Below are 13,155 nucleotides of genomic sequence, written 5' to 3'. Positions count from 1 at the left end.
ATTTCGGGCCTTATACTTTTGATATACGCGGCAGCTACAAGCTGCGCTAAAACCTCAATGGAGCATACCACCACTACTGCACAAACTATAAATGATGCACCCGCACCGGATACGGCGAGCTATCTTGCCCTGGGCGACTCTTACACCATTGGCGAAGCGGTGCCGGCCGAAGCGTCTTTTCCTTATCAGTTAGTTAACCTGTTGAAGGTAAATGGCTATCCGAAAGCGCTTAGCCCGGTAATAATAGCCCGCACGGGCTGGACCACTGATGAGTTGATAACCGCCATTAAAGCCGGACACATTACCCGTACGTTTGATTATGTAACCCTGCTTATCGGGGTAAATAACCAGTACCGGGGCTACAATGTAAATACTTACCGCACTGAGTTTACGCAACTGCTCAATACCGCTATCAATTACACCGGTGGTAATGCCAAACGGGTATTTGTAGTATCCATCCCCGACTGGGGGGTTACGCCCTATGCCGAAGGCGCCGACCGGGCTGCCATAGCAGCACAAATTAACGAGTACAATGCCATCAATAACCAGGAGGCGGTAAAAGCAGGGGTTAACTATGCAGGCATTACCGATATATCGCGCCAGGCCGCTAATGATCTATCACTGGTGGCAGCAGACGGGCTGCATCCATCCGGCAAAATGTATACGCTGTGGGCACAGCGACTGGCTGGGCCAGTGTCGGCAAGTTTGAAGTAGGTGCAGGTAAATCAATTTTCATACTGCTCGTCATTTCGACCATAGGGAGAAATCTTCGGGATTTAGGTATAAAGCCAACACAGCCGTGTCATTGCGAGCGATAGCGTGGCAATCCCGTTGCAAGCAGGGCGAACAAGCATAGCTACGGGATTGCCACGCTATCGATCGCAATGACAACTGGTGCTTGCACGCTGTTCTATAAACATATTTAAGGGTTGGGTTTACGCCTAAATGCCGGAGACTTCTGCTGCAAACCAGCTTCGTAAAAAAATTTCTTCCTCCGGTTGAAATAACGGTTTGGTGACGGGAAGATCAAATATCCGATAGAATACTGCCTTATCCCTCCCTCGGGAGAGATGAATAGCTTTGGTTAAAAATTTGTGTAGAATGGCAACTACTGACATAGGCATGTCAGTGTTCACGCGCGTTCACGGTGTTCACACCACCGTGAACGTGAACACCTATAATATTCATCTTCAGGCTGATACTTGTTCACGGCCTTCTTTTTATTGACGAGGATTGACAGGAATGCGCACTTTATCGATAAAGATTGACAAGAATGAACACAGGATTGATGACTATTATCGGGCTTTTGCTTTTTTAGACCGCCCGCCCCTGTAAAAAGGCCACCAGTTTTTCCATAGCCTTAGCCCGGTGGCTAATGGCATTCTTTTCTTCCATCGTCATTTCGGCAAAGGTGATGTGGTAGCCTGCCGGTTCAAATACAGGGTCGTAACCAAACCCTTTGGCACCCGAACGCACTTGCCGGATGGTGCCTTCGGCCACGCCTTCAAAAAAATATTCCTGCCCGTTCCAGAGTAAAGAAATTACGGTTTTAAAGCGGGCATTACGATTGGCAACACCCTTAAGTTGCTGTAACAGCTTATCCATATTGGCTTCACTGTCAGCAGGTTCGCCGGCATAGCGGGCCGAATATACGCCCGGCTCTCCGTTAAGGGCCTCTACCTCCAGGCCGCTATCATCGGCGAAGCAGTTAATTTGGCAAGCTTCGGCTACCGCATGGCTCTTAATGGAAGCATTTTCCTTAAACGTGGCTCCGGTCTCAGGAATATCCTTGTGAAAATCTAAATCATTCAGGCTGAGCAGGGAAATGGTATCGCCTATCTTGGCAGCTACCTCCTGCAGTTTATGGATGTTATGTGTGGCAAAGGCCAGTTGGTGCGGCATAATTAAAACTCTTTAACCTGGTTCCAGAACTGCTTGGTATTTTCCTTGTTGCCCATCATCTCTCCAAAGCTAAAGGTGTAAAGTATTGGCTTGCCGTTTACTTCCTGTACCTGGTTTATGGTAACGGCAGGCATGGCATCAGGCAATGCTTCTATTCCTAATATAATCAGCTTGTCCGGGTTTAAATGGGTTGTTAATAAGTCATAGTTCAAGCCCGGATGAGCAGCTATATTGAGTATGGCTACGTCATCTACTGCCAGCCCTATGCGCTTTAAGGTGCTTTCCAGCGCAGAAAGATGGGTGGCATCCATAACATCCTGTTCCGGGTAGTGGCTGATTATCAGCACCTTTTTTTTATAATCGCCCATGTACTTAAATTGCGGTGCAGGCGTTTCTTCAACAGCAGGAGGCAACTGCGGCCGCTGCAGGTAATTATCACGGTCTTCAGGCAGCAGATAAATATCTTCCTGCAGAAAATAAAGAGGACTGGCAGATAACTCCGGGTTCATTTAACAAATTTTAACAAAAATAAGCAAAGCATTCAGGTTTCTAACCAGCATATTCGCACTAAACCAACAGCAGGCAGATTAATGACATTATTATACCGCCTGAATTGATAAATTTTACGAAATTCGTCAGCTAATTTAAAAAGCAGATTACCAGCACGTAATATACAATACATGAGAAAGTTTGGGTTTACCCTTTTAAGTTTAATCATCTTTTTTAGCGCTGCACACGCTCAAAAGAAAACACTGGATAAAATTGCCGGTGTGGTAGGCGGCAGCATCATCCTGCAATCAGATATCGAGTTTCAATATGCCCGTTACCTGGCCGAAGGCGGCCAGCCCAATGATAATGTAAAATGCCAGCTGATGCAGCGGCTGCTTACCCAGAAACTTTTGGCACAGCAGGCTATTATTGACAGCGTTAGCGTTAGCGAAGATGATGTTGACCAGAACATTGACCGCCGTATGCGCTACATGATACAAAACGCCGGCGGCCAGGAACGCCTGGAGCAGTTTTTAGGCCGCTCGGTGATACAGTATAAGGATGAAATACGCCCTGATATTAAGGAGCAGGCTGTAGCTGAAAAGATGCAGCGCAAAATTACCGAAAAGGTAGGTGTAACACCGCAGGAAGTAAAGCGTTATTTTGAAAGCATCCCCAAGGATAGCTTGCCCTCCTATAACAAAGAAGTAGAAGTGGGTGAAATTGTTTTTCAGCCCAAACTGAACCGGGATGAAAAAGCCTATTACCGGAAGAAAGCAGAAGACCTGCGCACCCGTGTGAAAGCAGGCGAAGATTTTGCCACCTTAGCAATTGCTTACTCGCAAGACCCCGGCTCGGCCCCTAATGGCGGCGATTTAGGTTTTGGCGACCGTACTTCCTATGTAAAGGAATTTTCGGCTGCCGCCTTTAAATTAAAGGCAGGTGAAATTTCACCCGTGTTTGAATCCGACTTTGGTTTCCATTTTTTACAGGTGATTGAGCGCCGTGGCGAGCAGGTGCATACCCGCCACATTCTGATTACTCCGGCCATGACGCAAGCCGCCATAGACCGTACCAAAACAAAGGCGGACAGCATTTATGACATCATGATCCGCAACAAGAGTATCAGCTTTTCAGAGGCTGCCGCCGCTTATTCTGACAGTAAGGATTCTAAGTATAATGGCGGTATGTTATTAAACGAAAAAAACGTGGATGCCCGTTCTACCTTTATTCCTACCGATCAGCTGGACCCGCAGATGGCGCTTGTACTGGACACCATGAAGGTGAACGCAATATCAAAACCACAGCTATACACTGCGCAGGATGGGAAAAAAACCTATAAAATTGTGTACCTGCGTTCGGTTACCCCGGCGCACCCGGCCAATTTAACGCAGGACTTTCCTAAGATTAAGGATTTAGCGCAGAACAATAAAGTAAACCGTACCGTGAGCCAGTGGTTTGAAAAACGCCGCAAGGAAACTTTCATTAAAATTGACCCCGAATTTCAAAGCTGCGGCCAGTTGAAAACCTGGCTTACCCCTTCATTGCTTACTTCAGTGCAGGCAGAACCGGCTGCTGTTGCAACAGAAACGGCCAAGCCTTAATTTACTGCTGTAAATAATGCCATACCAGTCAGACGTAGAAGCGGCGGATGCGTTGAAGCAAACCTATCAGCGCATAAGGGCAGAGATTGCCCGCGTGATTGTAGGGCAGGATGATGTGGTTAAATCGGTACTGATCTCCATTTTCAGCAACGGGCATTGTTTACTGGTAGGCGTACCGGGGCTGGCCAAAACGCTGCTGATACAAACCATAGCTCAGGTACTCGACCTGAGCTATAACCGCATCCAGTTTACGCCCGACCTGATGCCTTCGGACATTACAGGCACAGAAATTTTGGGCGAAGACCGCACCTTTAAGTTCATTCCCGGCCCCGTATTCGCCAACATTGTACTGGCCGACGAGATTAACCGTACACCACCAAAAACGCAGGCCGCCTTATTGGAGGCTATGCAGGAAAAAGCAGTAACCGCCGCCGGTGTAACCCGCAAACTATCTCCTCCGTTTTTCGTACTGGCTACACAAAACCCTATAGAGCAGGAAGGCACCTACCCCCTGCCCGAAGCGCAGTTAGACCGCTTTATGTTTAACGTTACGCTGGGCTACCCTACACTGCAGGAAGAGTTACAAGTAGTAAAAGCTACTACAGGTACCACACGCCCGCAATTGGAAAAGATTATAGGTGCCGATGAAATTATCGAATTTCAGCAACTGGTAAGGAACATCCCGGTTACCGACTATGTGCTGGAATACGCCGTGAAGCTGGCGGCCAAAACCCGGCCCCAGGGCGAACTGGCTACCCCGCAGGTAAAACGCCTGCTCAGCTGGGGCGCAGGCCCCAGGGCATCGCAGTTTTTGGTGTTAGGCGCCAAGTGCCATGCGGTAATCAGCGGTAAATATTCGCCTGATATAGAAGACGTACAGGCCGTAGCTAAACCCATTTTACGGCACCGCATTGTGCGCAGCTACCATGCTGAAGCCGAGGGCCTTACTGCTGATGACATCATTCAGCAACTTTTCTGACCCGTATCACCTTCCGTTTTTTACTTTACTGCTGATACCTGCCTGTTTATTGTGCCAGCATCCATATTTTACCAGTTGCCTTCTAAGTGGTTTTGGATACAGGTACAAGGGGTTTAGCTACTTTAATAAACTTTGTGCCCGGTACATTTGCAGGCATAAATACATTATACGATGAGCAGCATAAAAAAAGTAAAATTAGGAAGCCAGGGACTTGAAGTTGCGGCTATTGGTTTAGGGTGCATGGGCATGACCCAGATTGCAGGCAACGACATTTATGGTAAAGCAGATGAAACCGAATCAATAGCTACCATACACCGCTCGCTGGAACTGGGCGGCAGTTTTTTGGATACGGCTGATTTATACGGCCCGTTACAGAACGAAAGACTGATTGCAAAGGCCATCAGCGGCAACCGCAACAGCTATACCATTGCCACTAAGTTTGGCTATGAGATTGATGACAATGAGCAGATGACCTGGCGCATTAACGGCAAGCCTGATTATGTAAGAAAAGCGGTGGAACGTTCACTTAAAAACCTGAACACAGATTACATCGATTTGTATTACCTGCACCGTTTAGACCCCGATACAAATATTGAAGATACGGTTGGCGCTATGGCCGATTTGGTGAAAGAAGGTAAGGTAGGCTATATCGGCTTATCCGAAGTATCATCGGCTACTATTCAAAAGGCACATGCCGTTCACCCGTTAACTGCGGTGCAAACCGAATATTCTTTATTTGAACGTACTGCAGAAGAAGCTGGAATTTTAGATACACTTACCCAATTGGGTATCGGCTTTGTAGCTTACTCGCCTTTAGGCCGGGGGTTCATCAGCGGAGATATCCAAACCCCCGATCATTTTGCAGATAATGATTTCAGGAAACATATTCCCCGTTTTCAGGGCGAGCAGTTTTACAAGAACATTGATATGGTAAATGAAATTAAAAAACTGGCGGATAAAAAAGGTATCAGTTCATCGCAACTGGCTATTGCCTGGGTTGTTGCCAAAGGCCATTTACCAATACCAGGCACCAAGAGGGTTAAGTACGTGGAGCAAAACATTGCGGCTGCAAACATTGTACTCACTCAGGCCGAGATGGAACATTTAGAGCAAATCATCCCGCTGGGTACACAAACAGGCGCGCGCTATGATGAAGTTAACATGAAGGGAATTGACCAGTAATATCCAGCGTTCCGCAAACAGCACAATACGCTTACTAATACATTAAGTGATGCAAAAAGAAGTAAATACGCCTTATATTATCAATTCAATATCAGAATTGCACCGGATGCTGGGGTTACCAAAGCCTCAGCATCCGCTAATCAGCGTGATCGACTTAAATACTGTTTCAAAGGATTTAGGGGATGAATGGCATAGCTTCAGCTACAATTTTTACTCCATTTGCGCCAAGAAAGATTTTAACGGCAAGCTCAAATACGGCCAGCATTATTATGATTTTGATGAGGGCATATTAACGCTTATGGCGCCCGGCCAGATCCTGTCTGTTGAAAATTATGCCGACCCTTCATTTCATGGCTGGTGGCTGGTAGTGCATCCTGATTTTGTTCAGGGCTATACACTGGCGAAAAATATCAGGCAATACGGCTATTTTTCTTATGCGGTGAACGAAGCGCTGCACATGTCTGAGGCAGAGGAAAATGTAATTGTTAATCTACTTCAGCAGATACAGCAGGAATACACACAGGGTACTGATAATTATAGCCAGGATGTATTGGTTTCTTATGTTGAATTATTGCTTAATTATTGTAACCGCTTTTATAACCGGCAATTCATTACCCGGAAACAGGCTAATCATGATCTGCTGAGTAATGTCGAAACCCTGCTGGCCGGGTATTTTGAGAATGGCAAACAGCAGGAGGGATTGCCTACCGTACAGCACCTGGCAGATCAATTGCATGTTACCCCTAATTATTTAAGTGATATGCTGCGCTTACTTACCGGGCGTAATGCACAGCAGCATATTCATGAAGCGTTGATTGAAAAAGCCAAAGAACTGATTACCACCACATCATTATCGGTAAGCGAGATTGCTTACCGGTTAGGCTTCGAATATCCGCAATCTTTTAACAAACTGTTCAAGAATAAAACCAGCCGGTCGCCGCTTGAGTTCAGGCAATCTTTCAATTAAACAATATCATTAGCTATTACACTTGTTATACAGCAAAAGGGCCCCTGCACAATGCAGGGGCCCTTTTGCTAATTCTCAATTGCTGAAAACACTTCGAGCAGGATATTCCATTTATGATTGCTGTCTACTTCCCACACGCGCACATAATGGTAATTACCTACAACGTTACCTTTCCGTATACGGGCTTTACCGTAGCTGTAGCCCAGGTCGCCACTGCTTGAACGGCCGCCATTGGTAGTTTCGGCGGTAATACTGATGGCTTCGTTGTTCAAAAACTTCATAATCTGGTCCCGCCCGGTAATGGGTTCAAAACCAGGAAAATAAAAGCGGCCTTCTGCGCTGTAAAACTCTTTGTAGCTGGCCAGTACTGATAGGCCTAACGTAGCATTAAACTGCTTATCTGTATTGATGATAATTGGCTTACCGTTAAAAGGATCTTTACTTGGGCCGGTTCTTTTAACCGAGTCCGGCTCTTTAAAGTCGGCCAGCTCTTCCTGCTCCGGCTCGGGGTGCTGTATGCCTAAATCTATTAATACTTTAAGTTTATTATTAACATCGGCACGCCACAGGGTTACATAATCGCCGTACAGTTTATCATCTTCGCTGTTTTTGTTTTTTTGATAAGTATATGGCCCGGCGGAAAATGCCAGATCACCGTTGGCTGATATACGGGCAAATTTAGGGGTGCGCACCAAGGCGCCCGGCTGTTTATCAATGGTAGAATAAAATTCGGTTATTTTAACCGGCTCGGGCTTGAACACAATACCCTCAGGATCGGCTGAAGCTACGTAAGCATCTTTAATTCCTTTACGGGCAATCAGTTTACCAAAGCCATCCTCGGCAGTGGTAACAGTTTGCATATTGGCAACAGGCTTGGCTTTCTGAGCCAGTGCAACACTGCCATAACCTGACAGAAGGACTGCAGCGAGTGCCACTTTTTTAATACTCATAATGTAACAGATTGTAGTTGATAGTTGCGCCGGCAACCAAACAGAACCCTGATTTTGCGCCGGCAGCAATTGTGTTATTAACTTAAACGGGCGCAAATTATTATAAAAATCGCGCCTAAAAGCATCATTTATGTTTTTTCACCATTAAGAAAGACAATTATCATTTCTGCTGGTGTTTGTGCCGGAAAATAGGTTTTCGCTTTCATTCCTGTTAAATTTTCAAGTCGGGATTTTTAAGCGATTACGCAAATGAAACAGCAATACCGGCAATAAACTCTTTTTAAACCTATAGCCGGCATCCTGCCGGTAGGTCTTTTATTTCTTTAGCCCTATTTCTCTCAGGCGTTCATCCAAATACTCACCTGCGGTCATGTCGCTGTACTGTTTAGGATGCTGTGCATCAACGGTAGAAGGCAGGCTGGTTAAATCCATGTTAGATTTTGGATGTAAAAAGAAAGGCACCGAATACCGTGATTGCGTCATCAACTCCCGTGGCGGATTAACCACCCTATGGGTAGTTGATTTTAGCTTGTTATTGGTTAACCGCTGCAACATATCGCCCACGTTAACTACCACATCCTCGCCATGCGCCTTTACCGGAAACCATTCCCCTTCGCGGGTTAGTAACTCCAAACCGTCAGCGCTGGCGCCAATAAGGAGTGTAATTAAATTAATATCTTCATGTGCCCCGGCCCGCACAGCATCTGCCGGTACGGCATCCGGGTTTTCAATCGGAAAATAATGCAGGGTACGCAATATTGAATTACCATTATGCACCTTATCATCAAAATAACTTTCGGGCAAGTTTAAATATACCGCAATGGCACGCAGCAATTGCTTGCCTGCGGCTTCCAGCTTCTGGTACACTTCCAGGGTGGTTGGGTTAAATTCCGCCAATTCACTTACCTGCACGTTTTGAGGATAGTCTTCCTTCACCGGGTCGTTATCCGTTACCGTTTGGCCAATCTGCCAAAACTCTTTAAGATCGGGCACTTTAAACCCTTTGGCTGTTTCCTTACCCTTGCCGGTATAACCGCGCTGGCCCGAAAGCTCTGGCTTTTCATAGTTCAGCTTTACCGCTTCGGGCAAGGCAAACAAAGCCTTTACCTGTGCGTATAACCGGTCTATCAGTTCCTTACTCAGGCCGTGGTTGGTAATGGTTACAAAGCCGGTTTCATTAAATGCCTTACCAATAGCATCAGAAAACTGCTTGCGTTCTTCGGCACTGCCGTTGATATAACTATTCAGGTTAAGCCGTGGAATATTTACTGTGCTCATAAATTTTCAAATATAAAACAGGCAAAACTACTGATTAACAGTTTGCCCGGCAAATTTATAATGGCAACGATGTATACAGGTACTTGAACTATACTTAACATCACCCAACTTATAATCTTAAGACTGCTGCTATGATAGTTAAGTTTATAACAAGCCGCAGCGTTATTATAAGAATATTATCAATTGATATACAAACGGCGGCTAACAAATCGCCTGCTTTAATTTCGCTTGTATACAATTAATAATTTTTTTTCGCCGTTTACATAATAAAGTAATTGATAATGATCTTAAAAAATAAATTACTGTACAGGCCGCTATTGTTACTGGCAGTAACCTTTATGTTTTGCCAAAGCGCCTGTTCACAAACGGCAAAAAAGACTGACAACAAAAATACCAAGATCAATTTTATTGAGAATGCCTGGCCCGAAGCGCTGAAGCAAGCCAAAGCACAGCATAAGTATGTTTTTGTAGATGCCTATGCTACCTGGTGCGGCCCATGCAAAATGTTAAAAGCTTTGACCTTTACCAATAATAAAGCTGCCGAATTTTATAACAGTAACTTTGTAAATGTAGCCTTAGATATGGAAAAAGGAATGGGCCCGCAGTTAGCTGCGCAATGGGGAATGCAGGCTTATCCTACACTCATTATTTTTGATGAAGATGGCAATCCTGTGGCAGGCACGGTAGGCTTTATAGGCGCTAAAGATTTAATTAAGTTCGGGCAGGCGGCTTTAAACAAGAAAACCTTGTAAATAAAAAAAGGCCGGAACAACTCTCGCAGCTTTTCCGACCCTACATCTACCTATGAAAAACAGCCCTTAGAAAGGGCATCTAATTTATTTCAAAACCCATACCAATAGTTAAAAGTAGCTTTTTGGGCACAAAAAACTTAACCAAAGCAGTTTGTTTTATGCCTGCGTAGAAATACTTACTGTGTATTGTGGAAAATTTGCCGCTAACTGTGGAGCGCACTATGCAGCCTGAATATGGAATTTAATACCTTGAAAATTGCCGGTCAGCTATTATAGCCTACTTTCCTCCGGAGTGCGTGCTTACTGAACTGGTATCTCGGCGTGAGGCAGCTGTATCCTGCGGATGATTGGACGCACCGCCGAATGTATTGTTCGGATTTTCATGGCAGCCCTGCATCAGCCAAAAGCTGCCTGCAGACAGTAATAGAAAGAATAAACGCCTTGTATTTCGCATCCTTAATAACACAACCAAATATACCCTAATGTTTAACCCGAATTGAACTATTATAGCATTTTAACGCATTTAATTAACTGATAAAGCAAATTTACGCGTAATAATGTACACACAATACATCAACCGGTAAAAGCAGACAGCTGATCATGTTACTGAACCCGCCACCAGGTTAAACCAAATGGCTGTTTATTGGTTGATACTCTTATGCATGATAACGTTTATTTATTAGCCACAGACCCCAAAGACCCCTGCCGCGATGTTATACACTCGCGCGATACGGATTTAAAAGTAAAGGTATTTTGTGTAACGGAAGAAGATTTTTCGCCTGATGCGGATGAAATACAGCTGTATGCCTATGCCGATAAAAAGCTATATGCATTTGAAACCGTTAATATCAATGCCGATGATGCCATGGATGTAGTAAACGCCATACAATGGTATGCAGAATACATTGATTACCCGGCAATGGAAATACTGCCTGATGACCCGCGCGAAGATCATAATCAGGAGGCTTAATTATATAACCTGCAAATAAAAAACATTAGTTGCTCATTATCTGCATGTTGGTAATTAATTATATATTTGTTTTTATTATACAAACATTATGGCAACCATTACCGAAAAAGACATTGTTAATCATCTTAAAGAAAAGATAAAATTTCACCAGAACGAAGCCAGGCGTATTGAAAATCTGCTGAGTGCTTTTGGCAGCGATTCCGCTACCCCGAGAGGGCGTAAGGCAAAATTAGATGCGGTTGATGAGGCCCTTGAACCTATAGAAGCACAAACCGCAGCTACCGGCAAAAAAAGAAAGACTGCGGTTAACAAAAAGAATAACACTGCAACTCCGGCCAAAGCCCTTGAAATACCGGAAAAGTATGCAGATAATTTAACTGTTAACTCGAAGATTGCCTTTGCACTTAATGAGATAGGTTCTGGTTTTAATGAAGATATTGCCAATGCTATGGCCCAGTATGAGCCAAAGTCAGATGCTAAAAAGATAAGCAAGCAAATTTCGGGCATACTTTCAACGCTTAAAAGTAAAGGCCAGGTTTCTGCAGTAAAAGAAGGCCGGAAAGACCGCTTTTCATTGGCATAACCTCAAATTATAAATTTATTTTAAAGCCGCTTTTTGTATAAAAGCGGCTTTTACTATTTAATAATTTCCCGTTCAAGAGTAGATTTGCGCCTACCTTTGTCACAATTTTCTTAGGCTGCAAACTGCACCCTTAAATTAATGTTGTAACCTTTATTTTGCTTTCGCAGGTCCGCTTTATATGAAACTGTTCTATTTTAAGTTTTTACTATATCCGTTGCTTGTAATTTTTTTGCTTATAGGCGCCTCTCCTGCCAAAGCATACTCCGTACTGGCCCATGAAGCTATTGTAGATGCCGAATGGGACATTGGCATTAAACCTTTGCTGGTAAAAAAGTTTGGCCTTATTACAGGGCCGCAGTTCAAGGAGGCACACTCTTATACCTACGGCGGCGCCTTAATGGCTGATATGGGATACATGCCCGGCGGCAATGCCTTATTTACCGACCTGCTGCATTATGTGCGCAGCGGCAATTTTATAATTAACCTGTTAAACGAAGCCCATACCCTTAACGAGTACGCTTTTGCCCTGGGCGCAATGTCGCATTATATGGCCGACAAATACGGCCACTCTATGGCTACCAATGTAACAGTGCCGCTGGTGTACCCCAAGTTGCGTAAGAAATTTGGTGATACCGTTACTTATGATGAAGATCATACTTCGCACAGCCGCATGGAATTTACGTATGATGTATTGCAGGTATACAACGGCAGCTATGCCTCAAACGCCTATCATGATTTTATTGGCTTTAATATGGCCGTTCCGGCGCTTGAACGTGCTTTTAAGATTACGTACGGGCAAGACCTGCATGACTACTTCAAGGATATAGAATCCAACATCAACACGTTTCGCTGGGGAGTGCGTAACCTGTTTCCCCGAATGATACGCAATGCAGGTAAGGCCAATAAAAGTAAAATTAAAGAGATCAATCCTACGCCGGTAGCCAAGGTATTCAGGTACCGGATGAAAAGGCATATGTTTAATTTAGAATATGGCAAGCATAAACATACACAAAGCTTTTTAGCAAGAGTATTGGCCGGCATTGTTCACCTTTTGCCCAAGGCTGGCCCTTTAAAAACACTAAAATTTGTTGACCCTACCCCGAAGGGAGAGCAGCTATTTGCACAAAGCTTTAAAGCAATAATAGATAACTATTCAATCGCTCTGAAGGATGCAGGTGAGCAAAACTTAACCTTGCCCGACATAAATTTTGATACCGGCCATGCTACAAGAATAGGCGAATATCACCTGGCAGATAGAGCCTATGCCAAGCTGGTAATTAATTTACAAGAAAACCATTTTCAATATCTTACGCCTAAACTAAAGGAGCACCTGCTTACTTATTATCAGCAGGCAACACCTGCCGTTTTAAATAAATTGGAAGACGACACACATGATAAGCTTATACCTGCTCTTGCAAAACTAAAAATAACCCGGCCTTCAGCAGTTATACCGGCAGCGGCTGACAGCAAGTAGCTAATTGACCTGTATCAGCCCTCGC

Annotated in this window: 14 protein-coding genes; 9 read left to right on the top strand and 5 right to left on the bottom strand. The window is 44.6% G+C overall.

Annotated features, from left to right (window positions below; translation table 11 throughout):
* Window positions 1-57 precede the first annotated feature (57 nt).
* The gene (locus tag ACY652_RS10385) at window positions 58-714 is read left to right on the top strand and encodes an SGNH/GDSL hydrolase family protein (RefSeq protein ID WP_462264304.1); all 657 of its coding nucleotides are present in this window, start codon (window positions 58-60) and stop codon (window positions 712-714) included.
* Between the two features lie 600 nt (window positions 715-1,314).
* Here the strand turns inward: ACY652_RS10385 and rdgB are convergent.
* A complete protein-coding gene (gene rdgB / locus ACY652_RS10380) occupies window positions 1,315-1,902 on the bottom strand; it encodes an RdgB/HAM1 family non-canonical purine NTP pyrophosphatase (RefSeq protein ID WP_462264303.1) in 588 nt (195 codons plus the stop codon).
* A 2-nt stretch (window positions 1,903-1,904) separates the two neighbouring features.
* On the bottom strand, window positions 1,905-2,411 hold the full coding sequence (locus ACY652_RS10375; protein WP_462264302.1) for a hypothetical protein: 507 nt from the start codon (window positions 2,409-2,411) through the stop codon (window positions 1,905-1,907).
* Between the two features lie 171 nt (window positions 2,412-2,582).
* On the opposite strand from ACY652_RS10375, the gene ACY652_RS10370 reads away from it, so the two are divergent.
* The 4 genes from ACY652_RS10370 (at window position 2,583) to ACY652_RS10355 (ending at window position 7,123) form a co-directional block, all read left to right on the top strand.
* Window positions 2,583-3,995, top strand: coding sequence for a peptidylprolyl isomerase (locus ACY652_RS10370; RefSeq protein ID WP_462264301.1), 1,413 nt, complete (start codon window positions 2,583-2,585; stop codon window positions 3,993-3,995).
* A gap of 16 nt (window positions 3,996-4,011) precedes the next feature.
* The gene (locus ACY652_RS10365) at window positions 4,012-4,974 is read left to right on the top strand and encodes an AAA family ATPase (RefSeq protein ID WP_462264300.1); all 963 of its coding nucleotides are present in this window, start codon (window positions 4,012-4,014) and stop codon (window positions 4,972-4,974) included.
* 171 nt (window positions 4,975-5,145) lie between these two features.
* Window positions 5,146-6,156 carry an aldo/keto reductase gene (locus ACY652_RS10360; RefSeq protein ID WP_462264299.1) on the top strand — a complete coding sequence of 337 codons (1,011 nt, stop codon included), beginning with the start codon at window positions 5,146-5,148 and terminating at the stop codon, window positions 6,154-6,156.
* 49 nt (window positions 6,157-6,205) lie between these two features.
* Window positions 6,206-7,123 (top strand): helix-turn-helix domain-containing protein, encoded by a 918-nt coding sequence (locus tag ACY652_RS10355; RefSeq protein WP_462264298.1) that lies wholly within the window; start codon window positions 6,206-6,208, stop codon window positions 7,121-7,123.
* 68 nt (window positions 7,124-7,191) lie between these two features.
* Here the strand turns inward: ACY652_RS10355 and ACY652_RS10350 are convergent, their stop codons facing one another.
* On the bottom strand, window positions 7,192-8,073 hold the full coding sequence (locus ACY652_RS10350) for a Cif family virulence factor (RefSeq protein WP_462264297.1): 882 nt from the start codon (window positions 8,071-8,073) through the stop codon (window positions 7,192-7,194).
* 315 nt (window positions 8,074-8,388) lie between these two features.
* Entirely contained in the window at window positions 8,389-9,351 is a 963-nt protein-coding gene (locus ACY652_RS10345) for an isopenicillin N synthase family dioxygenase (RefSeq protein WP_462264296.1), read from the bottom strand.
* A 281-nt stretch (window positions 9,352-9,632) separates the two neighbouring features.
* Here ACY652_RS10345 and ACY652_RS10340 point away from each other — a divergent pair, with 281 nt between their 5' ends.
* A complete protein-coding gene (locus ACY652_RS10340; RefSeq protein WP_462264295.1) occupies window positions 9,633-10,103 on the top strand; it encodes a thioredoxin family protein in 471 nt (156 codons plus the stop codon).
* Window positions 10,104-10,380: 277 nt separating this feature from the next.
* Here ACY652_RS10340 and ACY652_RS10335 read toward each other — a convergent pair whose 3' ends face one another.
* Window positions 10,381-10,557 carry a hypothetical protein gene (locus tag ACY652_RS10335; protein WP_462264294.1) on the bottom strand — a complete coding sequence of 59 codons (177 nt, stop codon included), beginning with the start codon at window positions 10,555-10,557 and terminating at the stop codon, window positions 10,381-10,383.
* A 204-nt stretch (window positions 10,558-10,761) separates the two neighbouring features.
* On the opposite strand from ACY652_RS10335, the gene ACY652_RS10330 reads away from it, so the two are divergent.
* The 3 genes from ACY652_RS10330 (at window position 10,762) to ACY652_RS10320 (ending at window position 13,130) form a co-directional block, all read left to right on the top strand.
* Window positions 10,762-11,073, top strand: a complete 312-nt coding sequence (locus ACY652_RS10330; RefSeq protein ID WP_462264293.1) for a hypothetical protein — start codon at window positions 10,762-10,764, stop codon at window positions 11,071-11,073.
* A gap of 88 nt (window positions 11,074-11,161) precedes the next feature.
* Window positions 11,162-11,656, top strand: coding sequence for a hypothetical protein (locus ACY652_RS10325; RefSeq protein WP_462264292.1), 495 nt, complete (start codon window positions 11,162-11,164; stop codon window positions 11,654-11,656).
* Between the two features lie 214 nt (window positions 11,657-11,870).
* Window positions 11,871-13,130, top strand: a complete 1,260-nt coding sequence (locus ACY652_RS10320; protein WP_462264291.1) for a zinc dependent phospholipase C family protein — start codon at window positions 11,871-11,873, stop codon at window positions 13,128-13,130.
* Window positions 13,131-13,155 lie beyond the last annotated feature (25 nt).

Source organism: Mucilaginibacter sp. (assembly GCF_965200995.1).
In the GTDB taxonomy this organism is placed as follows: domain Bacteria; phylum Bacteroidota; class Bacteroidia; order Sphingobacteriales; family Sphingobacteriaceae; genus Mucilaginibacter.
This window is presented reverse-complemented; position numbering and strand designations above follow the sequence as displayed.